The organism is Pseudomonas sp. efr-133-TYG-103a (assembly GCF_030209235.1).
Taxonomy (GTDB): Bacteria; Pseudomonadota; Gammaproteobacteria; order Pseudomonadales; family Pseudomonadaceae; genus Aquipseudomonas.
Genome location: NZ_JARVSK010000004.1, coordinates 137567 through 158452, shown reverse-complemented (window position 1 = coordinate 158452; position 20886 = coordinate 137567). Strand labels below are relative to the sequence as shown.

The following is a 20886-nucleotide window of genomic DNA, read 5'->3' as shown; positions in this document are numbered from 1 at the left end:
ATTTTTAAGATATCCCGATGGTGACTGGAGCGTTGTCACTCCATTATTCTGTGCGTTGTCAGGGCGAAGACAACAACGGAGCTCTGTAAATCCAACGCTACGCTTTTCCCGAACGCCGGGCGTTTGCCTTTCTGAGAATTTCATCCAACTGCGCTATGAGTTCATCCGGGTCCAATTCGGTCCAGTTGCCACAATCCGCGGCCACAATCATTTCGGCGAACTCCGGGCTGTACTCAGGTACCCGGTCAGCGACCACGTCGTCGATGAAAGACGTGAAAAACCAAGCGCCCTCCGTCTCTTCACCAACAAGCCGGCCTTCGACTTGCAAGGTAGCCAATTCCCCCAAGTAAGCACCATCGTTCAGGTGTGGGTGAACGCTAAGGACAGCAGATTTGAGCGACGACGAACTAATACCGCTTTTCGCCAACTCGACAATCATGAGTTGCAGCGAGGTCATCTCGGCCATTAGAGCCTCCGATTTAAGTAAGTGGGGGCGCAAGGGCGCAGGACGCCCCCTCGCCTCCTCCAGCAGGGTGACTTGTGAGATCGTTTCACCAAGCAATGGTGGTCAGTCGTTCACCGGCAAGTCATACCCAATACTGAACAGAGCCTGTTCGATGCTGCGAAGTGTTTGTTGGGTTGTTTTACCGACCCGGAAAGGACTCTCAGAACAGAGAGGATGTTTTGCCACTTGGCTGAGCACGTAGCTGGCGTGCATGTTCCAACGTGCGTGATGCGACCCTGAGCGCAGGCGTTTGAACTGTAGACTTCCGATACTTGGGTTACGGCGTTTAGGTGCGAGAGCAGTGGTCGACTCTTTCGCTCCGGCCCAAGGGAAATTAAGCGCCGGCGGAATTTTCGTCAGGCATTTGACATTGCAGTATTTGACCACCAGCAATCCCAATGCAGCGGCTACCCGGCTGTCGTAGATGATGAAATCAGGGCAAAGCAACGAATAGATTTTGGTCATTCCCGAATTGAAGCGCAGCGATTGATTACGAAGAATCGGGGCGTCGGGATCATTGTCTACCAATGCTGTAGCGACATCCGAAATCATCTTTGCAAGGCCAGTCTTGTTGGCTTTCAACCATTCGTTGTTGCGGGAGGCGACACCTCCCCAGACCATGACGTCGAGGGACGCCTGGAGGATCAACGCATCGCTGCTGCCAGCAGCGATCAAGTCTGCGCGCAGTGCGGACAGCGCCATTTCGTTGCTGGCAGCGCTAACCCCTGGGTTGAACGCGAGGCGGGTATTCCCCGGGTGATTCCAGCTATACGAGGTAAACGCGCCGTACAGGCTGTTACACGACCACCGTACTCCCGAGCGACGATCAACGTACTCATGCGTAATGAGCGTGTCCGAATCAAGATGACCCGCCAACCAGTCGATGAATTCGGAGACGTGATCAAGCTTAGCGTAGGGGTGTTTAGTGTTCATGAATGCTCCTGTGGGCTGGCAGATTCAACGCCCAATTGCGTGCCAGCGGGGCTATGATGCAGCACTACTAGACACTAATTTGTCCGAGCACGAAAATTATGCGAATTACATCAGATGAAACTGAACACCGGGAAAAGCGGCGCAAACATTTGCGAAAGATTCTCCAACGCGCAGGCCGCGCGTTGTCGACCGAGGAGTTGCATCAAGAGATGCTCGAATGGGCGGACGGTACCGCCAATCCGAGAACAACTCGGCGTGACCTGTTTGAGTTGAAGGCGGAAGGGTTTGTAGAAAAAGTACCCGAAGAATCAGGACAGCGACGCAGAGCGCATCGCTGGAAATTGGGCAAGGGCAGTTTTGACTTGGCGCTTTCGCCGCAAGAATCGATGACTCTTAGCGCTATTTTCCAACATGCTGAACGCTTCGGTTTCTGGATGGACACGAAAGAGCTTACAAAGCTGCGGGAGTACGCGGCCTGGGAGCTGAAGTCTCGATCAGCCCGGCATTTGGTCGCCGAAGGTCGCATCATCACTGGCACGCGGTTCACTGTGCTGCAGCATGGGCAACATGACCATGAGCACCTCAAGCTCATACAAGGTGCAATGATCGACGATCATAGTCTGACCGTGCGTTATAGACCTCGAGATGCCAACGGCGTGGAGTGCTCCTACCTTCTGAAACCGCTCGCGCTCGCGTATCAGGACAGCAACATCTACCTGTCAGCATTTGTAGCAAAGGAGACGTGGCATGGAGACGCGCCTGATCCTGGCTTGCCAAGAGGAAAGTACAGCAGCAACGGGATTGGTAAAACCTGTGCACTGATGTTGCATCGGATGGTGGACGTGCGGGTGGCGAGGGATGCTATCCAAGAACCTGAAGGCTATGACGTTCGCTCCATCGAGGTTCAGCGAGACCTAATTTCTGTCCACGCGAACGAGACGATAGAGTTGGTGTTGCGGTTGAAGGATAACCTTCATAATCGCCTCACGGAAAACGCGCTTGCGGCGAATCAACAGGTCGAAAGAGATGGCGATAGCTGGTTGCTGCGGTGTGAATTGCTCGACACTCAGGGTCTCAGATTATTCCTGATGAGCAATGCCGCAGACGTCGAAGTCGTGTCGCCCCTGCACCTTCGCTGTCATGTCCGCGAGCAACTCGAAACAGCGCTAGCGCAATACGCATGCTGAAATCTAATGGAAAGGCCCGCGACACCTGCCTGCCCCCACAACAACAACTCGATGTGTAGCAGCTAAGAGTGTCATTGACGCGCCTAATCGACACTCGTTCCCAGCTTTTAGAGTAGGGCTGGTCGTTCTCGGACGTTTTTTCCTCGCCTTGGTGCCCGTTGGGGCAGACGAAGTACTCGTATGTGCGCATGGTCATGTGACGCTCCTACCTTGTTAGAGGTTTAGGCAATCTACCCATCAAAGAAGCCAGGTCCCGCCATGGATACTGCGGCGTCGTAAGCTGCTGGGGGCAGCCATAACCGCGCACGAACGGTCGATCGGGTTCGCTTGCACGGCTTGCCGTATGGCATGCCTTGCACCCGAGGACATCGCCTTCAAGCTCCCATCTCTTACACCAGTCTCGAAGACTGTTACTTAGGCTGATACGTGGAATTGCTGTTCCCTATAGGACTTCGGCAACGACGAACTGCGTTCCGGTTTCGAAAAGCCCAACAACGATTTCTTGATCCGGCCGCACGAGCTCATACGCGTCAGTAAAATGCTCAAAACGCTGAGCGAGACCAGGATTTTTAGTCCAAGTTCTAGAAGTAGCGTGTGGACCATTTTTACAGTGAGCCAAGAACTCATCACTGGCCGGAATGAATCACATACCCGTGAAAGGGGGTATCAGGAGGTAGGTCAAACTCCTCTCGAATTTCGCTTAAATCACGCCTTACCAGCCCCAGATCTTCCGCTTTCTTACGTTTCTCGGCGACCGACTGGGTTAGCCGCTCAGCTAGAGTCCCTCGTTGTTTCGCTTGCCCCATCGTTACTCTCCAACAGCAATGACTTGGTCATCTGGATCATCGGCACCTCGCAGGCAGTATTCCACACTGCTTTTTGGGTAGTAAGCGCCTATGTCGGAATGGTTGGCTCCTCACCCGATATGGCCGAGCCTGCTCGCTGCGCCTTAGCCGTTCCTGCACGACTGGCTGACGCAAATGATGAACCGACTGCCGAGCTATGAGTTGTTCGATACACCAGACGATCTCCAACTATCGAGCCAACATAGCGGCCGTCAGTACCAAACACCTTGTCACCCCGAATACGACCGACAACCTTGCCTGAGCGGCTGTAAACCGTGGTGCCAGAGACCTGAAGCGGTATCCCATTTTTAGTATACAAAGCCATGCTCAAACTCCTTGACCGTGATGATTGAACGGCCTATCAGCCGCAGGCGCCATCGCTACCTCAGTGCTGGAAGCTCTTGAAAACCCGCGGTAACCAAATCCTCGCGCAACTCTTTGAGACAAGAGTGGGGTACTGCCAACCAGAAGAGGTTTCTTGCCCTGGTGACCGCGACATAACCGATGCGGCCTTCTTCATCAACGGTGCCCGCCAACAACGCTTGAACGTTGGGCTTTTTTGCTACGTACAGCACCGCACCAATGGACTCCCCTTTTACCTGATGGACCGTCTCGACCCTTAGACCTATGTCCTCTTTGTCATCTGCTACGTCACCGCCAAGCGGAAGCTCCAGGAGCTTGGTTTTCGCTAACTTATTTCCTAAGGTGCTAGCCGCCTTCAATCCAAACTGATTTTCGATAGCTGTGAGTAAGATTCTGAGATTTTTCACTAACGTGGAATGCCATTCTGTTTTGGCGACAAGCGCCGAGGATGGAAGCCCCGCCTTTTCGTCGCGGACAAATCTCCAAAGCAACCGCCTTAACCTCAGCATCCAGCCTTCAGGTGGCGCCCCTTGTAGCTCAGAGCTGAGCCCATTTGGAGGGTTGTCCAGTAAACCGACTACAGCTCTACATACGAGTTTGAAGCTTTCGAGATAACGCCCATGCTGATCTCTGAGCAGCGCAGCTTCACTGAACACTGCTATCGAACCTTGCCCCGGAGGAGAGACTTTCCCGGCGAGCACAGCCGCTCGATCGGATGACCTACTAAGGATCACGGCATCGTCATGCTGGATTTTCAACCCGTCGATACGTGCTTTGAATGAGTCAAAAAGCTTGGGTAATTCAGCTTCTTTGTACCCAACGAAATATGCACCTCCGGGCTCGGGAGCGCGATCTGCGTGATCCTTCCGACCACAGAGCCGGTTTGCGATGTCGATAATCGGCGGCAGCGAGCGATAGTTGCGAGTGAGCTTGAACGGCTTAACGCCGTGCCGGTCCTCATAGGTTTTCAAAAATATGCCGTCAGCACCGGCGAAGGCGAAGATCCCTTGGTTTACATCCCCGATGAGCGAAACGGTTGCTCCTGCGCCTATGAGTAATTCCAAGATAGCCTGATGTAACGTGCCCAGATCCTGAGACTCATCAACGAGGATCTGGGGATAACGCGCAGTCAAAGCTCGAAGCACAGCCGGCTGCTCGACCAAGGTCCGATAAACCCAGTAGCGACCAAGCTCATGGGTGTAGGCGCCTGTGCCGCCAAGCCGTTTGACCGAATCTTGCGCCTTCCAGGTAATCAGCTGCTCGGGTCCTGTGTGGGTATCGACGAAGAAAAATAGATTCCCGTCCTCCATCCCCACCTTGAAATCTTTGACCGGTAACGGGCGAGCGTCGCCTCCCGGCCAATACTGATAGTTGCTCAGAAATGGCTCAGAACCTGCTACTAGGTATGCAGCTTTGGTCGCTGTCATCGTCCGATAGGCATGAGGTCGGAGTACGTGCTGGGTAAAAAAACCATCCAGCGTATCAACCTCTACAAGCCTGCGATTGGCATCATCCGGCAGCGCCGATGCGAGCTGTTGAAATCCCTTATTGAAGGTGTTGACGGCCACATTGGAAAATGACAACAGCACGACACGGCCACGACTCCTTTTCATCTTCCGTCGAACTTCGATCAGGCGCCGAATGGCCGTAGCCGTCTTTCCGCTTCCGGCGCATGCCGTTACCGAGATTGGACCCAACTCGGCGTCGATGACATTTCTCTGTTCATCAGACAGCCTCATTGTCATTCACTCTCTTGCAGACGTGCTGGATCGCCAACTTCAGATATTCGGGTACGATGAAGCCTGGCTCCTTGGCAATTCGCTCCGCGAGCGCTTGAGCGTATCGGCCTTTTTGCACATTACTGCTGCTGTCCTTGCGCTCGAACATCCCGCAAAAAAGTGCTTTAGCCTTCGCTGCGTTATCTGGCTGAGCATCGACAATCTTACCCAGCGTTTTTGCGATTCGTGGATGGGGGTCGCTAAGAGCTGCCAGCATGACTTTGCGATTGGGCTCAAGCAGTGCCAAGTCGTATTCCAAGGTTTTCAAGCCGTAGAAGACGTTCACAAATGCGTCTTCCATGCCTTTCATCTTGGCTGTATTGCTGGAGATCCTGACCTCATCCCCAAGGGCTGGATATACCTCTACACGTTTGACTTTTTTCTTAGCCGCTACGACTTCAACTGGCTCTTCGTCCTCGGGGTCATCAGTCTCCTCCAGATAGCTGGCCTCACTGAGAAGATCTTCGATTGTTTCCTCGTTTAGCTCGCCCTGTACATCGCGCTGGATCTCAATTTCTTCGAAAGGATCGGCGTCAGTAATGACTGAAACCGGAATCCGAAGGCCTTTGTCGCCGAACAGTGGCAGGAAGGAGTCGAAATTTAGCCCCTCCACACTGATGAGGCTAACACCGTACTCACGGAGGTCGAGATTGATCAGCTTTGCGAGTGCGTCGATCAGCATGAGTTCGGCCGCACCTTCGACAAAGATCACTCGACGGGCGAAGAACAGCTCAGCTCTCGTGACGTCAAGATAACGTTCCAGCTTCTCCCGTTTCCCCTTTTTAAAGGTGACTTCACGGGGGAAGAAGGTCTCTACACCGGCCTCGTTTTCGACCAGGCAGGCCAATGACTCAAGCTCTGAGTTGCTAGCGAAGTTGGGTGAGTGGCTGGTGACGAACAGTTGAACTGATTTTTCCCCCTCACCTGTTGGCACGCCCGCGAGGTAGCGAAGGAGTACTCGCTGCAACTGCGGGTGTAGGTGCGCTTCAGGCTCTTCAACAATCAAGCTTCTATAGGCTGCGTCAGGGCTTTTGGACAACTCGCTGAGCACCACCGCCATGAAAATCAGGTTGTTAAATCCAAGCCCGTTCTGCTCGATCTCTAGCGCCTCAGCGGTAATGGAAAGCCTTGCAGAGAGACGCTGAAAATCAGTAGCGGTTAGCCCAATAGCGAGGACCTGAGCCAACTGCTCTCCCATCATCAAGCCATGACGTAAAGAGATTGCAGCATGAGTATTTTTGATCGACTCATTCAGTTGAAGCTCATCGTCCAGTTTTTTCAGCGCCTCATCGATAGCTTTGCGGCCAACGTCATCGGTCAAAAGATGAAGCAGCCGGGCCATTTGGCTGTTGCGGCCAGGACGCAGGCCTTGCGCGGCATCACGTAGAGGTTGCAAGTAGACGCCACGTAGGTTTTCCATCATGTCGGAGCTGAGTACCACCTCTTGGTGGTCACCACACCATCTTTTTACTTTGAAGCGTCCCGTCGAGTCGGCATCGGTGTATCGAACATGGATATGAGCTTCCATGGTTTTGTCTTTACACGGTTTGAGCGCCGCAATGAAATCTGCTTCATCCTCGTGACTGAGTCCTTTGAAAAGGAAGTGGAAGGTGATGTCACCCGCCGGTTCGCCTTCGCGCGGGCGGTGTCGATCAGAGGTATCGAGACGGGGATAAGGTTCGTCATGGCCCGCAAGAAGGGTCCGTATCGCATCGACTACCGCGCTTTTCCCTACGTTATTCGGACCGACCAACACGTTCAGACCAGGCTGAAACTTCAGCTTGGTGTCACGCAGCTTTCGGAAGTTTTTGATCGTCAGCTCAGCGAGGTACATATCCGTCTCCATCCTTGTTTAGCGGATGAAATCCTATTGAGCTGGCACTATGCAATAACTATGTCCGAGCCAAGCCCTGATGGTTGACAGCAATCGATGCTAGTCACGATCGAGAATGTCGTTTAAAGATGCGCTAGATGGAGGGAGGTTTGGACGCCGACGCCGAATTGAACCACGCGCCGGTGTAAGACTGACCCATCTCCGACCTACGCAAATTCAGCACAGACATTGATTCGCGAGGAATCAGACTGGGTCTGTGAATTCTTGGCAACTGGGCCAATTCGGCGGCGGCGCCAACACAGGAGCACAAGCGATGCATGGTGAGTTTGCCCAATTAGGCGATCTGGCTGAGAAGCTGGTATGCCAGGATTGCATAGGTGAAAAATATCTTTCATCACGGATTGAGGCTGATGCGCGTATGGGCTGTTGCAGCTACTGCGCGGATCTCGAGATCCCTTGCGTTACGGTCGCTGAGCTAGCTGACCGGGTTCAAGCGGCTGTAGGGCAGCACTACACAAGGACGTCCGACGGTCCTGACGATTATCAGAATGCTCTATTACGCGATAGGGAGTCGGACTACGACTGGAGCCGCGAAGGAGAGCCCATCCTGGATGTCGTGACCTATATGCTAGGGGTGGAGGAAGAAATCGCTTCGGACGTACTGGAACTGCTAGATGAGCGTTTTGATTGCCGAGCACCTGGTGATCCAGACGAGGGGGAGACAGAGTTTTCCGCAACCTCTTTCTACGAAGAAAAACCCCTCTCGCATAATGACTGGGATCAGAAGTGGCAGAGGCTGGAGGTAGTACTCAAAAGTGAGGCGAGGTTCTTCAATCAAGAGGTGCTCGACATATTGAAGTCGGTATTCAATAACCTTCATCAGGTTCGGTCCCGGACATTTCACGTCGCCTTGGCTCAGATCGGGCCCGGTACCGAGTTGGAATCCCTTTACAGAGCAAGAGAGTTCCAATCGTTGAGCGCTCTACAAAAAGCACTCGAACATCCCGTCGCTGAGCTGGGGCCGCCCCCTGGGCCGTTGGCTCGTGCTGGACGAATGAATCCTTCAGGCATATCTGTGTTTTATGGTGCCGAACAGGCTCACGCTGCTATTTCGGAGGTGCGCCCAGTGGTCGGTAGTGATGTCATCGTTGCAAAGTTTTCGATTACTCGTCCACTGCAGTTGCTCGACCTAAGAGCACTGGAGGTCATCGGCCTCACGGGAAGTGTTTTCGATCCAGATTTTGCTGAAGAAAAACAGCGTATGGGTTTCTTGGAAACCTTGACCGAGCGTTTGACCGTTCCAGTCATGCCTGGTGAACAGGACCGAGAATATCTGACGACGCAGGCTGTAGCTGATTATCTGGCGGGTATGCCTGAGCCTCATCTGGACGGCATATTGTTTCCGTCCGTTCAGGATGGCAAAGGAGTGAACGTGGTGCTTTTTCACAAAGCAGCATTGGTTGAGCCACTAGATACGGCCGGAAAAAAAGTGGTCTCCGCGTCGACACGAGGAGTCGACTACGAGACCGGAGACAGTTATCCAGAATATGAAATCACTACGGATTCAGTATCAGAGTTAGATGATTTGGTGCCGATGCATATGCATCGTTTCTCTAGCATCGATGCGCACCAGATATCTACGCTACCGGTAAGACATCGTGAGCACGCGCTTCGGCTTGAGCTCGAATCGATTGAGGTTCACAGGGTCGAAGCCGTAGTGGTGCAAACGACGTCCCTACCGGTAAGTGTGTTGCCCAAGAGTCATTGGAAGCGGCTCACCCCCCCCTCTTGAGAATGAGGGCTTCTGATGATAAAGGAAACCAATTAGATCGTCGCATAATTTCAAAATCCTGCACCCGGGGGCCGATTTTTCACTGACCTGTATTCACTCGGGGCCTACCGTCGGCTATGTCCAGGTTGGATGAGTCGACGGCAGCCTAGCTGAAGACTTTTGTCGAACATCCAGCGAGTCGGGGAACTGGCAACACAAGTCCTTCGGAGAACGTGCTATCCCGCAGGCTCTGCCCAGCGGCGGGACCGTAAATTGCGTTTCAGGTAGCGATTGCTGCCGACGCTTCATCTCATCGCGTTGATATCGGGCATGCGGGTATAAAGGTTTGCCTGCAACACGGGCCTGTCTGTGAAGGCTCGGGCAGTGGCACCTACCCTGAGGCCAAGCACTGGCCTCAGGCAGAGTCTCGATGTTGCATTAGTTCGTACACCCATTCCCTACAACTAGGTACTCCATAATGTGGCGGTCGCCTTTAGAGTCGTCATATGTCAGCTGGACCGGCACCACATTGCAGACATTAGGTACCTCAGTCGCCGCGACCACGTTGGCGATATCCAAGTGTTGAGCGTACCGATAAGACTCGACCTTGACCTGTGCGGTCTGAGTATCCTGCTCGGCTGCCATAGAGACAGAACCGAAGCAGCCAAGGAACAAAACGAGTAACAGTTTCATAGCAATCACCTTATTGAGGGCGTGAGAAGACCGAAGCACTTGAGTGGTGCTCAGTCGTATTCAAGGGTTGGGTATGGCCCGGCGCCGTTGGACGCCGGGCTGAGTTACATCAGAAAGGCTTGGTCGGCAGGTACTTGCCGTTCAGGGTGATCACGGCGCGGTGGCCACCGTCCGGATCTTCAACCTTCTGTATGTCCAGCTTGAAGTTGATGGCGCTGATGATGCCGTCACCGAACTTCTCATGAACCAGCGCCTTAAGGGTGGTGCCGTAGACCGACATCATCTCGTAGAAACGGTAGATGGTTGGGTCGCTCGGGATGCCTTCGAAGAAGCTGCCGCGGATGGGCATCGATTGCAGCAAGGCGACCTCATCGGCATCGAGGTCCAGCTTCTTGCCCACGACCTTGGCGGCGACGGCAGGCAGCGGGTGCTGGCCCAGCAGAGCAGCAGTGACGAACGCTTCGGACAGGCCGGTGCCTTCAACGATCTGTGCGAAGGAGAGGTCCTTGCGGGCTTTGGCCAGAATGATGGTTTCGGTCAGTTCCTGGCGAGCGGTACGGGTAGCTTGAGTCTGGATCATGATGAATCTCCTAGATAAGTAAGCGTGCAAACAAAGGTTCAGGTTCGGGCTCAGGCAACGTGCCTGGCTTGATGGGAAACGGCGTGGACTTCTGGATTTTCTGCAAGGGAGACGAAAGTCCCGGTGCTGCCGTCGAAGGCGTCGATACGGCCGCTCTCGATGTCGTAGATCCAGCCGTGCAGGGTCACGCGGCCTTCTTCGAGCGCCAGGCGAACGGACGGGTGGGTCTGGATATTGGCCAGCTGCGCGATGACGTTTTCGCGCACCATGGACGAAACTTTGCTCGGCTGATCAGCGTGTTTGCGGGCTTCGTTGACCACCTTGGCCGAGTCGGCGTACCGCAACCAGCCGGCGACGGCGGGCATGTGATCCAGGCATTTGCAGGTGGCGATGGCGGTCATCGCGCCGCAGTCGGAGTGGCCGCAGATCACGATGTCGGCGACGTTGAGGCCGGCCACCGCGTATTCGACCGAGGCCGAAACACCACCTGGCTCTGGCCCGTACGAAGGCACGATGTTGCCGGCGTTGCGGATGACGAACAGATCGCCTGGTTCGCGCTGGGTGACCAGTTCAGGCACCAGTCGGCTGTCGGAGCAGGAGATGAACAGCGCCTTCGGGGCCTGCTGATTAGCCAGGTCCTTGAACAGCTTAACGCGCTCAGGGAAGGCGTTTTTTTGGAATTTCAGAAAACCGTCGATGATCGCTTTCATGGTTGTTGGCTCAATGTGTGTTGGGTGTGGAACGAACATTAAGCAAGGCATCACATAAGGTAAAAGTCTCATTTATTATGAGGTGGATCAGATTATCTTATGCGATGGAGCACGCTTGCTCCGTACACCCAGCATTTCCACGGGGTTACGGACCACTGAAGAAATCGTCGACGAGTTACTGGAGCGCGAATTCGCTAAAAGATCAAAATTGAACAATGGGACCTTGACCTTGCCAGAGTGGCAAGGTTGATCCTCGCTGGCATTAACCTTCCAGGAGTGTTCGCGATGCCCATTTCCCAGACGTTCGATTTGCCCATTTCCGGCATGACCTGCGCCAGTTGCGCAGGTCGCGTCGAGCGCGCTTTGCGCAAAGTCCCAGGCGTTAAAAACGCCACAGTGAACCTCGCCAACGAGCGCGCCCATGTCGAAGTGGATGAGCGGACCGATCCCGCCTCCCTGATCGCTGCAGTGGATAAAGCAGGATATGGCGCAAGCCTTGAGCAGGATCGCGCCACGCAGCAGGCCGACCAACTCAAGCGGCATGGCAGCGAGCGCTTGTACCTAGTGGCGGCGATCATTCTGGCGATCCCATTGATCATGCCAATGCTGCTGCAGCCCTTTGGCATCGACTGGATGCTGCCCGCCTGGGTCCAGCTCGCGCTGGCAACGCCCGTGCAATTTTTTCTTGGCGCTCGTTTCTACATTGCGGCCTACAAGGCCGTGCGCGCGGGCGCCGGGAATATGGACTTGCTGGTTGCGCTGGGCACCAGTGCTGGGTACGGGTTGAGTGTCTATCAGTGGTTAATCGCTGCGCGCAATGAGATGCCGCACCTGTATTTTGAGGCGTCGGCGGTCGTTATCACGCTGGTGCTGCTGGGCAAATACCTGGAAAGCAGCGCAAAGCGTCAGACCGCCAGCGCTATTCGTGCGTTGGAGGCATTGCGGCCGGAACGGGCCATTCAGGTCATCGACGGGCAGGAGCAAGACGTAGCAATCAGTACCCTTACGCTGGGAGATCTAGTGCTGGTCAAACCCGGCGAGCGCTTCCCGGTGGATGGCGTCGTAATTGAGGGCCAAAGTCACGCCGATGAGGCTTTGATCAGCGGCGAGAGCCTGCCCATACCCAAACAATCAGGCGATAATGTGACAGGCGGCGCGATCAATGGCGAAGGTCGTTTGCTGGTTCGCACTGAGGCGCTGGGGGCCGAAACAGTATTGGCGCGCATCATTCGTCTGGTTGAAGACGCGCAATCGGCCAAGGCGCCAATTCAAAAGCTTGTGGATAAAGTCAGCCAGGTGTTTGTACCAGTCGTGCTGTTGCTGGCCTTGGCGACGCTGACGGGCTGGTTGCTGGTCGGTGCATCGTTGGAAATCGCACTCATCAATGCCGTGGCTGTGCTCGTGATCGCCTGCCCTTGTGCATTGGGTCTGGCGACGCCGACCGCGATCATGGCCGGGACAGGTGTCGCAGCACGCCACGGCATTCTGATCAAGGACGCCGAAGCATTGGAACGTGCCCATGAAGTCACCGCCGTGGTCTTCGACAAGACCGGCACATTGACCAGTGGCACCCCGCGCATTGCGCATATGACCGCTCTGGATGGTGACGAGAATTCAATCTTGCTGATCGCTGGCGCGCTGCAACGCGGTAGCGAACACCCATTGGCGAAGGCTGTGCTGGATGCCTGCGCCGAGCAAGGCTTGAAGCTTAAAAACGTGAGCAACAGTCGCTCTCTGGCCGGTCGTGGCATCGCAGGCACATTCGAAAACCGCGAACTAGCACTGGGCAATAAACGCTTGCTGGACGAAATTGGCCTTGCACCTGGCTCGCTGGCTGAAGCTGCCCGAGTCTGGGAAGCCGAAGGCCGTACGCTGTCATGGCTGATTGAGTCCGCTCCAAATGCCCGGGTGCTTGGTCTGTTTGCTTTTGGTGACACCCTCAAGCCTGGCGCCGCGCAGGCCATCGAGCACCTGACTCAGCGAAAAATCAGCAGCCACCTGCTCACCGGCGACAATCGCGGCAGCGCCAATGTCGTGGCCGAAGCTTTAGGTATTGAAGATGTTCACGCCGAGGTCCTGCCCGCCGAAAAGGCCGCGACCGTCGTCGCGCTGAAGAAGACCGGCGTTGTGGCGATGGTCGGTGACGGCATCAACGATGCCCCTGCATTGGCTGCCGCTGATATAGGCATCGCCATGGGCGGCGGCACCGATGTGGCGATGCACGCTTCAGGCATCACCCTGATGCGCGGCGACCCGCGTATGATTCCTGCCGCGCTGGACATCAGCCGCAAGACCTACGCCAAAATTCGCCAGAACCTCTTCTGGGCATTCGTCTACAACCTGATCGGCATCCCGCTCGCCGCTTTCGGCCTGCTCAACCCGGTTTTCGCAGGAGCGGCCATGGCGCTGTCCAGTGTTAGCGTGGTGAGCAACGCTTTGCTGCTCAAAACGTGGAAGCCTGAAACCCGAGGAGACGCACAATGAACATCGGCCAAGCCGCAAAAAGCAGTGGGCTGAGCGCCAAGATGATTCGGTACTACGAATCCACCGGCCTGCTTGAAGCTGCGAATCGTACAGACAGCGGCTATCGCATCTATAACGCGAAAGACCTTCACACCTTGGCTTTCATCAAACGCTCACGGGATCTGGGTTTTTCGCTGGAAGAAGTCGGCAAGCTGCTAGCCCTATGGCAGGACCGCGAGCGCGCCAGCGCCGACGTGAAAGGCCTGGCCCGCCAGCACATCGATGAACTGAACCAGAAAATCGCCGAGCTCACCGGGCTGCGCGATACCTTGCAGGATCTGGTTGCGAACTGTCACGGCGATCACCGCCCCGATTGTCCGATCCTGAAAGACTTAGAGTCAGGTAGATGCTGTGGTTAAGTCCTTGGACAGATAAGCGCGGGAACCTTGAAAACTCCCCCCGAAACCCGCAATCGAAAATAATTTCCACAGATGCTTGACCAGGGAGAACGATCGTTCTACTCTGAGTCCATGGAGAAGCAAATGACCGATACACGTGAAAAGATTCTGGCTACTGCCGAGAAGCTGATTTATGAAAATGGTATCCACGCTACTGGCATGGATCTTTTGGTAAAGACCTCCGGCGTAGCACGCAAAAGCATTTATCGCTACTTTGCGAACAAAGACGACATAGCAGCAGCGGCATTAAATGCACGAGATGTACGCTGGATGCAGTGGTTTAGAAGTGAATGCGAAAAGGCTGAAACTCCACAAGAGCGAATTATCAGCGTTTTTGCTGTACTCAAGAGCTGGTTTGAGTCAGATGGTTTCCGGGGGTGTGCGTTTATTAACACAGCCGGAGAGGTTGGCGACGTAGACGATCCAATTCGTCATATCGCGAAGCTGCACAAACAGAAGTTGCTCGATTATACGCTAGAGCTGACCGGCCAGTTAGATATCGAAGATCCGAAGTCTTTGGCTAAACAGTTTTTTGTACTGATAGAGGGCACGATAACCGTGGCCCGCGTCATGGGCGACTACACAGCCCTTGATAGCGCAAAAGAAGCTGCCACAGTTTTGCTTAAAGAAGTACAGCGCCCAAGCGCCTGAAGTTTTAGAAACACTAACTTGAATGAATCATCCAAAAGATTGGAGGCACCACCATGTCTTACGAACAACCGCGTCCGCCACTTCCTCCTTTCACTCGCGAGTCAGCGATTGAAAAAGTCCGCCTCGCTGAAGATGGCTGGAACACCCGCAATCCTGAAAAGATTGCACTGGCCTACACGCTGGATACCCAGTGGCGTAACCGCGCCGAGTTCGCAACCAACCGCGAAGAAGCCCAAGGCTTCTTGACTCGCAAGTGGAAGAAGGAGCTGGACTACCGTCTGATCAAAGAGCTCTGGGCCTTCACCGACAACCGCATCGCCGTCCGCTATGCCTACGAATGGCACGATGATTCGGGCAACTGGTTCCGCTCCTATGGCAATGAAAACTGGGAGTTCGAGGCTGATGGTCTGATGCAACGCCGCTTCGCCTGCATCAACGACATGCCGATCAAGGAAAGCGAACGTAAGTTCTTCTGGCCACTGGGTCGCCGTCCGGACGATCACCCAAGCCTGAGTGATCTGGGTCTCTAATCGCTAAAGTTGCTCTAATTTCTGATAGACCGTCAGGGTGGGAAGACAACTTCTACCACTGATGTAGTAGTCGGCTGCGCTCATCCAGCCATCGATTTAAGTTCTGAAACATCGCTCCAACTGGGTCTAACTAATCTGGCCTAGTTTAATGAATGCTAACTCTATTGATATATCCACTTATTCTGGAGGCACCGCCATGTCTAACGAACAACCTCGTCCGCCACTTCCTCCCTTCACTCGTGCATCGGCGATTGAAAAAGTCCGCCTCGCTGAAGATGGCTGGAACACCCGAAATCCTGAAAAAATTGCACTGGCCTACACGCTGGATACCCAGTGGCGTAACCGCGCCGAGTTCGCAACCAACCGCGAAGAAGCCCAAGGCTTCCTGACTCGCAAGTGGAAGAAAGAGCTGGACTACCGTCTGATCAAAGAGCTCTGGGCCTTTACCGACAACCGTATCGCCGTTCGTTACGCCTACGAATGGCACGACGATTCGGGCAACTGGTTCCGTTCCTACGGCAACGAAAACTGGGAGTTTGAGGCTGATGGTCTGATGCACCGCCGCTTCGCCTGCATCAACGACATGCCGATCAAGGAAAGTGAACGTAAGTTCTTCTGGCCACTGGGTCGCCGCCCTGATGATCACCCGAGTCTGAGTGATCTGGGTCTGTAAATGGTCCTGAACCTGATCCTTTTACGCCGAGAGGATCAGGTTTCTTGCGTTGCAGAATCCCATTATCGCAATCCGTTTTAATGGCTCTATCCAGTCTCCTCGTTGCGTTGCCATGGCAATCGTGCCAAGTCTTCCGCACGCTCTCTGTTCCCACCACCCAAATGAGCGCCACGCCGCGCATCAAGCTCAGTGGCAATACACCTAGCCCACACAATTACCAGATGGCTCGTACTGAGCGATATCGTTCGTGAACGCAACAGATGCTGTCGCGCACAACCTCACTCATCTAGTTCGGCGGATACTTCCTTAGCCAGCTCAATGAAAACTCGCACTGCTGCGCTCTGAAAGGCGTCTTTGCGCCGCAAAAGGGCCGCAGTTCGCTCCAAGCGCTTCGGCTCCAGTGCGATCGCTACTAGATCGTCATGAGCCAGGGTGATCTTGGCCGGCAATAAGGTCGCCAGACTCGTCCGGCGAACGATTTCGATCACTGCTCCAAGCGCGTTTGCTTCCATCTGCACCTTGGGGCGAATCACATGTCTGCGGCAGTAACGGTCGATCTGTTCGCGAGTGGCAAACTCTTCACTGAGCAGAACCAGAGATTCGGCACTCAAGCCCTGCAGCCCAATGAATTTCTTGTCGGCCAGGCGATGTTTACGACTGACCACTAAAGCCATGGTTTCTTTCAGCAACGGGATGGCATCAATGTCGGGTGTGTTTATTTCATCGAACGCGATCCCGATGTCCAACTCTCCAGCCAAAAGCAGCTCTTCGATACGTTCCTGGGAGAGCTCTCTCAGGTTGAGAGTGATTTTTGGGTACCGGGAGTGAAATGCCTCGATCACCGGCCCAATTAGATAGGTCGTGAACGTCGGCGTCACAGCTACTCGTAGAGAGCCGCGAGTTAGGTCGCTCACGTCATGAATTGCGCTTTTCGCTTCCCGCAGCTCCTGATACGCGCGGCGCGCGTACAACAGATAAACGTCTCCCGCGTCAGTAAGACGCGTGGTGCGGCCTGAGCGGTCGAACAATTGGGCTCCAAGGCTTTCTTCCAACTGCTTCACCTGCTGAGAAAGGGCTGGCTGAGATACGTGTAGCGCCGCTGCGGCCTTGGTGAAGCTGAGGTGCTCCGCAACCGCGAGGAAATATTGGATGTGTCGAGCCAGCATGCTTTCACCCATAAGGTAATCTGATGCACCTCATAATAAATGAGACTTTTACCTTATGCCATGCGTTGCTTAATCTTTGTTCCACACCCAAGCCAACCAGGAACATCATCATGATCCAGACTCAAGCTACCCGCACCGCTCGCCAGGAACTGACCGAAACCATCATTCGGGCCAAAGCCCGCAAGGACCTCTCCTTCGCACAGATCGTTGAAGGCACCGGCCTGTCCGAAGCGTTCGTCACCGCTGCTCTGCTGGGCCAGCACCCGCTGCCTGTCGATGCTGCGAAAGTTGTAGGCAAGAAGCTCGACCTCGATGCTGATGAAGTCGCCCTGCTGCAATCGATGCCCATCCGCGGCAGCTTTTTCGAAGGCATCCCGAGCGACCCGACCATCTACCGCTTCTACGAAATGATGTCGGTGTATGGCACCACCCTCAAAGCTCTGGTTCACGAGAAGTTCGGCGACGGCATCATCAGCGCCATCAACTTCAAGCTGGACATCAAGAAAGTCGAAGATCCGGACGGTGGCCACCGCGCCGTGATCACCTTGGATGGCAAGTACCTGCCTACCAAGCCTTTCTGATCGTGATGTGAATCGGCCCAGCGCTTAACGGCGGCTGGGCTTCCCCAGACCGCTTTTTTCGCTTGGCCGCGCCTGTCGTGGTCGGGCCTCTCTACGCCCTCAATACAGGTGAATTGATATGAAACCGTTACTTTTTCTACTCCTCAGTGGCCTTGCCTCCCTGGCTGTCGCCGGCGAAGCCTCCACACAGACCGCGAATGTCAGCGTTGAGAAGTACAGCTATTCCCAGAATCTGGATATCGCGCACGTTGTGGCAGTCACTCAGGTGCCCAATGTCTGCAAGGTAGTGCCCGTCCAGCTGACGTACGACGATTCCAAAGGCAACTGGCACATCATGGAATATCAAGTACTAGGGAATGGCTGCACGAACTAATCCAGCACCGACAGATTGCCTGATGTCCAGCGGCTGACATCAGGGTCGGTGCATAGCCTTAAGGTGGGTGACTCTCATCGGCTTCTGCGACAGCTTTAATTCTCGAAAATCATTCAATCCCTCACTGTGGATAACTCACTCCACCGTCACCGACTTCGCCAGATTGCGAGGCTGGTCCACATCCGTGCCTTTAAGCACGGCGACGTAGTACGACAGCAGCTGCAGCGGGATGGTGTACAGGATCGGTGTCAGGGCATCGAGGATGTGCGGCATCGAGATCACGTGGGTGCCTTCGCCGTTGCTCATGCCTGCTTGTTCATCGGCGAACACGATGAGTTCGCCGCCACGGGCGCGGACTTCCTGCAGGTTGGATTTAAGCTTCTCCAGCAGTTCGTTATTCGGGGCAACCGTCACCACCGGCATGTCGCTGTCCACCAATGCCAATGGGCCGTGTTTCAGCTCGCCGGCGGGATAGGCTTCGGCATGAATGTAGGAAATCTCTTTGAGCTTCAGCGCCCCTTCCATCGCTACGGGGAACTGCGCGCCGCGACCCAGGAACAAGGTGTGGTTTTTCTCTGCGAACAGCTCGGCCACTTTTTCCACAGTGCTGTCCATCGCCAGCGCTTCGCCCAGACGCGTCGGCAGGCGACGCAGCTCCTCGACCAGTTCCGCCTCTACGCCGGCAGCCAGCGTACCTTTGACCTGACCCAGCGACAGCGTCAACAGCATCAGCGCAACCAATTGGGTGGTGAAGGCTTTGGTTGACGCGACACCGATTTCCGGTCCGGCCTGAGTCAGCAGTGTCAGGTCGGACTCACGAACCAGCGAGCTGATGCTGACGTTGCAGATTGCGAGGCTGGCCAGGAAACCCAAGTCTTTGGCGTTGCGCAGCGCTGCCAGCGTGTCGGCGGTTTCACCCGACTGTGAGATCGATACGAACAGCGTGTCTGGCTGAACCACGACTTTGCGATAGCGGAACTCGCTGGCGACTTCGACCTGGCACGGGATGCCCGCCAGCCCTTCCAGCCAGTACCGCGCGACCATCCCGGCGTGGTAACTGGTGCCGCAGGCAACGATTTGCACGTTGCGCACTTTGGCGAACAGTTCCGCCGCCTGCGGACCGAACGCCTGGACCAGCACCTGCTGCTGACCCAGACGTCCTTCCAGCGTGCGCTGTACGACTTTTGGCTGCTCGTGGATTTCCTTGAGCATGAAGTGGCGGAACTCGCCCTTGTCGGCGGCCTCGGCGCCTTCGCGGTATTGCACGACTTCACGCTCGACGGACAGGCCTGCAACGGTCCAGATCTGCACGCTGTCGCGGCGGATCTCGGCAATGTCGCCCTCCTCCAAGTACATGAAGCGGTCAGTGACCTGACGCAACGCCAACTGATCCGATGCCAGGAAGTTTTCGCCCAGCCCCAGGCCCACCACCAGCGGGCTGCCGCTGCGCGCTGCAACCAGACGATCCGGTTGCTTGGCGCTGATCACCGCCAGGCCATAAGCACCATGCAGTTCCTTGACCGTCGCCTTCAGCGCGGCAGTCAGATCAGGCGTGTCCTGCAGCTTATGGTGCAGCAGATGCACGATGACTTCGGTGTCGGTGTCGGAAGTGAACAGATAGCCCAATGCCTTCAAGCGCTCACGAAGTGGCTCGTGGTTTTCAATGATGCCGTTGTGGACGACAGCCAGCTCGCCGCTGGAAAAATGCGGGTGAGCGTTGTGTTCAACCGGCGCGCCGTGAGTGGCCCAGCGGGTATGCGCGATGCCAAGACGGCCGCCCAGCGGTTCGCCCGCCAGCGACTGTTCCAACTCGTTGACCTTGCCCACACGACGACGGCGCTCGAGCACACCGGCGTTGCTGAAGAGCGCCACACCGGCGCTATCGTAGCCGCGGTACTCCAGGCGCTTGAGGCCTTCGAGCAGGATGGCAGTGACATTACGTTCAGCGACGGCGCCAACAATTCCACACATGGTCTTCTCCTAGGAAACAGCGGCGCAGATCAACGTCACGCCGCGAGCCTGAATTTGGTCGCGCGCCTCCTGAGGCAGGCGATCATCGGTAATTAGGGTATGGACGCTGCTCCAGGGCAGCTCCAGATTGGGAATTTTGCGGCCGACTTTGTCGGCTTCGACCATCACGATCACTTCGCGGGCGACCTCAGCCATCACGCGGCTAAGACCCAGGAGCTCGTTGAAGGTGGTGGTGCCACGCGCCAGATCGATTCCATCGGCGCCGATGAACAACTGATCGAAATCGTAGGAACGCAACACCTGCTCGGCAACTTGCCCCTGGAACGACTCCGAATGCGGGTCCCAGGTGCCTCCCGTCATCAGCAACACCGGCTCATGCTCCAGCTCGCCCAACGCATTTGCGACGTGCAAAGAGTTGGTCATCACCACCAGGCCCGGCTGCATCCCCAGTTCTGGAATCATTGCGGCGGTCGTGCTGCCACTGTCGATAATGATTCGAGCATGTTCGCGGATTCGGGCAACAGCGGCTCGGGCGATGGCTTGCTTATGACGAGAAACGGGCTGGCCAGGCTCGCCGATCAGTTCTTGAGGCATGGGCACCGCGCCGCCGTAACGCCTGAGTAGCAGGCCATTACTTTCCAGTGCAGCCAGATCCTTTCGAACCGTAACTTCGGAGGTTTCAAAACGCTTGGCCAATTCATCCACACTGACCTCGCCCTGCTCGTTAAGCAGCGCGAGGATGTTATGGCGACGTTGAGGAGTATTGCGTTTCGACATGATGAGCTTAAGTTTCGTTTCGAAAGATAACGAAGGCAATAGAA

Annotated in this window: 20 protein-coding genes; 9 read left to right on the top strand and 11 right to left on the bottom strand. The window is 55.3% G+C overall.

The window, feature by feature from the left end:
• Positions 1-97 precede the first annotated feature (97 nt).
• Both QRN36_RS03450 and QRN36_RS03445 read right to left on the bottom strand, forming a co-directional pair.
• On the bottom strand, positions 98-466 hold the full coding sequence (locus QRN36_RS03450; protein ID WP_285422819.1) for a hypothetical protein: 369 nt from the start codon (positions 464-466) through the stop codon (positions 98-100).
• A gap of 102 nt (positions 467-568) precedes the next feature.
• The gene (locus tag QRN36_RS03445; protein ID WP_285422818.1) at positions 569-1438 is read right to left on the bottom strand and encodes a hypothetical protein; all 870 of its coding nucleotides are present in this window, start codon (positions 1436-1438) and stop codon (positions 569-571) included.
• 98 nt (positions 1439-1536) lie between these two features.
• Here QRN36_RS03445 and QRN36_RS03440 point away from each other — a divergent pair, with 98 nt between their 5' ends.
• Positions 1537-2625: a YafY family protein gene (locus QRN36_RS03440; protein ID WP_285422817.1), complete on the top strand. Its 1089-nt coding sequence runs from the start codon at positions 1537-1539 to the stop codon at positions 2623-2625.
• Positions 2626-3519: 894 nt separating this feature from the next.
• Here the strand turns inward: QRN36_RS03440 and QRN36_RS27485 are convergent.
• Genes QRN36_RS27485 through QRN36_RS03430 form a run of 3 tightly spaced genes read right to left on the bottom strand, consistent with a single transcriptional unit; the run spans position 3520 to position 7445 of the window.
• Positions 3520-3795 carry a 4-fold beta flower protein gene (locus QRN36_RS27485; RefSeq protein WP_373568691.1) on the bottom strand — a complete coding sequence of 92 codons (276 nt, stop codon included), beginning with the start codon at positions 3793-3795 and terminating at the stop codon, positions 3520-3522.
• Between the two features lie 55 nt (positions 3796-3850).
• Positions 3851-5572 carry a UvrD-helicase domain-containing protein gene (locus QRN36_RS03435; protein WP_285422816.1) on the bottom strand — a complete coding sequence of 574 codons (1722 nt, stop codon included), beginning with the start codon at positions 5570-5572 and terminating at the stop codon, positions 3851-3853.
• The gene (locus QRN36_RS03430) at positions 5559-7445 is read right to left on the bottom strand and encodes an ATP-dependent endonuclease (RefSeq protein ID WP_285422815.1); all 1887 of its coding nucleotides are present in this window, start codon (positions 7443-7445) and stop codon (positions 5559-5561) included. Before QRN36_RS03430 ends, QRN36_RS03435 begins: the two co-directional genes overlap by 14 nt.
• 256 nt (positions 7446-7701) lie before the next feature.
• Between QRN36_RS03430 and QRN36_RS03425 the strand changes: the two genes are divergently transcribed.
• Positions 7702-9237 carry an RES family NAD+ phosphorylase gene (locus QRN36_RS03425; protein WP_285422814.1) on the top strand — a complete coding sequence of 512 codons (1536 nt, stop codon included), beginning with the start codon at positions 7702-7704 and terminating at the stop codon, positions 9235-9237.
• A 417-nt stretch (positions 9238-9654) separates the two neighbouring features.
• Here QRN36_RS03425 and QRN36_RS03420 read toward each other — a convergent pair whose 3' ends face one another.
• From QRN36_RS03420 to QRN36_RS03410, 3 genes are all read right to left on the bottom strand, one after another.
• The gene (locus tag QRN36_RS03420) at positions 9655-9909 is read right to left on the bottom strand and encodes a DUF2790 domain-containing protein (protein WP_285422813.1); all 255 of its coding nucleotides are present in this window, start codon (positions 9907-9909) and stop codon (positions 9655-9657) included.
• A 109-nt stretch (positions 9910-10018) separates the two neighbouring features.
• On the bottom strand, positions 10019-10489 hold the full coding sequence (gene cynS / locus QRN36_RS03415) for a cyanase (protein WP_285422812.1): 471 nt from the start codon (positions 10487-10489) through the stop codon (positions 10019-10021).
• Between the two features lie 50 nt (positions 10490-10539).
• Positions 10540-11199, bottom strand: coding sequence for a carbonic anhydrase (locus QRN36_RS03410; protein WP_285422811.1), 660 nt, complete (start codon positions 11197-11199; stop codon positions 10540-10542).
• A gap of 285 nt (positions 11200-11484) precedes the next feature.
• Between QRN36_RS03410 and QRN36_RS03405 the strand changes: the two genes are divergently transcribed.
• The 5 genes from QRN36_RS03405 (at position 11485) to QRN36_RS03385 (ending at position 15974) form a co-directional block, all read left to right on the top strand.
• Positions 11485-13683, top strand: coding sequence for a cation-translocating P-type ATPase (locus QRN36_RS03405; RefSeq protein WP_285422810.1), 2199 nt, complete (start codon positions 11485-11487; stop codon positions 13681-13683).
• Positions 13680-14081, top strand: a complete 402-nt coding sequence (cueR, locus tag QRN36_RS03400) for a Cu(I)-responsive transcriptional regulator (protein ID WP_285422809.1) — start codon at positions 13680-13682, stop codon at positions 14079-14081. Before QRN36_RS03405 ends, cueR begins: the two co-directional genes overlap by 4 nt.
• 123 nt (positions 14082-14204) lie before the next feature.
• Positions 14205-14771: a TetR/AcrR family transcriptional regulator gene (locus QRN36_RS03395; RefSeq protein WP_285422808.1), complete on the top strand. Its 567-nt coding sequence runs from the start codon at positions 14205-14207 to the stop codon at positions 14769-14771.
• A 53-nt stretch (positions 14772-14824) separates the two neighbouring features.
• Positions 14825-15301 (top strand): nuclear transport factor 2 family protein, encoded by a 477-nt coding sequence (locus QRN36_RS03390; RefSeq protein ID WP_285422807.1) that lies wholly within the window; start codon positions 14825-14827, stop codon positions 15299-15301.
• A 196-nt stretch (positions 15302-15497) separates the two neighbouring features.
• On the top strand, positions 15498-15974 hold the full coding sequence (locus QRN36_RS03385) for a nuclear transport factor 2 family protein (RefSeq protein WP_285422806.1): 477 nt from the start codon (positions 15498-15500) through the stop codon (positions 15972-15974).
• Between the two features lie 278 nt (positions 15975-16252).
• Here QRN36_RS03385 and cynR read toward each other — a convergent pair whose 3' ends face one another.
• Complete coding sequence (gene cynR, locus QRN36_RS03380; protein WP_285422943.1) at positions 16253-17140, bottom strand: transcriptional regulator CynR; 888 nt, start codon at positions 17138-17140, stop codon at positions 16253-16255.
• A 110-nt stretch (positions 17141-17250) separates the two neighbouring features.
• Here cynR and cynS (QRN36_RS03375) point away from each other — a divergent pair, with 110 nt between their 5' ends.
• Both cynS (QRN36_RS03375) and QRN36_RS03370 read left to right on the top strand, forming a co-directional pair.
• On the top strand, positions 17251-17721 hold the full coding sequence (gene cynS / locus QRN36_RS03375) for a cyanase (protein ID WP_285422805.1): 471 nt from the start codon (positions 17251-17253) through the stop codon (positions 17719-17721).
• A 118-nt stretch (positions 17722-17839) separates the two neighbouring features.
• A complete protein-coding gene (locus QRN36_RS03370) occupies positions 17840-18094 on the top strand; it encodes a DUF2790 domain-containing protein (RefSeq protein ID WP_285422804.1) in 255 nt (84 codons plus the stop codon).
• 135 nt (positions 18095-18229) lie between these two features.
• Here the strand turns inward: QRN36_RS03370 and glmS are convergent, their stop codons facing one another.
• Complete coding sequence (gene glmS, locus QRN36_RS03365) at positions 18230-20065, bottom strand: glutamine--fructose-6-phosphate transaminase (isomerizing) (protein ID WP_285422803.1); 1836 nt, start codon at positions 20063-20065, stop codon at positions 18230-18232.
• 9 nt (positions 20066-20074) lie between these two features.
• Positions 20075-20845, bottom strand: coding sequence for a DeoR family transcriptional regulator (locus QRN36_RS03360; protein ID WP_285422942.1), 771 nt, complete (start codon positions 20843-20845; stop codon positions 20075-20077).
• Positions 20846-20886 lie beyond the last annotated feature (41 nt).

Coding starts and splice junctions, on each gene's coding strand:
- QRN36_RS03450 (WP_285422819.1), bottom strand. CDS start 466: ATGGCCGAGATGACCTCGCTGCAACTCATGATTGTCGAGTTGGCGAAA.
- QRN36_RS03445 (WP_285422818.1), bottom strand. CDS start 1,438: ATGAACACTAAACACCCCTACGCTAAGCTTGATCACGTCTCCGAATTC.
- QRN36_RS03440 (WP_285422817.1), top strand. CDS start 1,537: ATGCGAATTACATCAGATGAAACTGAACACCGGGAAAAGCGGCGCAAA.
- QRN36_RS27485 (WP_373568691.1), bottom strand. CDS start 3,795: ATGGCTTTGTATACTAAAAATGGGATACCGCTTCAGGTCTCTGGCACC.
- QRN36_RS03435 (WP_285422816.1), bottom strand. CDS start 5,572: ATGAGGCTGTCTGATGAACAGAGAAATGTCATCGACGCCGAGTTGGGT.
- QRN36_RS03430 (WP_285422815.1), bottom strand. CDS start 7,445: ATGTACCTCGCTGAGCTGACGATCAAAAACTTCCGAAAGCTGCGTGAC.
- QRN36_RS03420 (WP_285422813.1), bottom strand. CDS start 9,909: ATGAAACTGTTACTCGTTTTGTTCCTTGGCTGCTTCGGTTCTGTCTCT.
- cynS (WP_285422812.1), bottom strand. CDS start 10,489: ATGATCCAGACTCAAGCTACCCGTACCGCTCGCCAGGAACTGACCGAA.
- QRN36_RS03410 (WP_285422811.1), bottom strand. CDS start 11,199: ATGAAAGCGATCATCGACGGTTTTCTGAAATTCCAAAAAAACGCCTTC.
- QRN36_RS03405 (WP_285422810.1), top strand. CDS start 11,485: ATGCCCATTTCCCAGACGTTCGATTTGCCCATTTCCGGCATGACCTGC.
- cueR (WP_285422809.1), top strand. CDS start 13,680: ATGAACATCGGCCAAGCCGCAAAAAGCAGTGGGCTGAGCGCCAAGATG.
- QRN36_RS03395 (WP_285422808.1), top strand. CDS start 14,205: ATGACCGATACACGTGAAAAGATTCTGGCTACTGCCGAGAAGCTGATT.
- QRN36_RS03390 (WP_285422807.1), top strand. CDS start 14,825: ATGTCTTACGAACAACCGCGTCCGCCACTTCCTCCTTTCACTCGCGAG.
- QRN36_RS03385 (WP_285422806.1), top strand. CDS start 15,498: ATGTCTAACGAACAACCTCGTCCGCCACTTCCTCCCTTCACTCGTGCA.
- cynR (WP_285422943.1), bottom strand. CDS start 17,140: ATGCTGGCTCGACACATCCAATATTTCCTCGCGGTTGCGGAGCACCTC.
- cynS (WP_285422805.1), top strand. CDS start 17,251: ATGATCCAGACTCAAGCTACCCGCACCGCTCGCCAGGAACTGACCGAA.
- QRN36_RS03370 (WP_285422804.1), top strand. CDS start 17,840: ATGAAACCGTTACTTTTTCTACTCCTCAGTGGCCTTGCCTCCCTGGCT.
- glmS (WP_285422803.1), bottom strand. CDS start 20,065: ATGTGTGGAATTGTTGGCGCCGTCGCTGAACGTAATGTCACTGCCATC.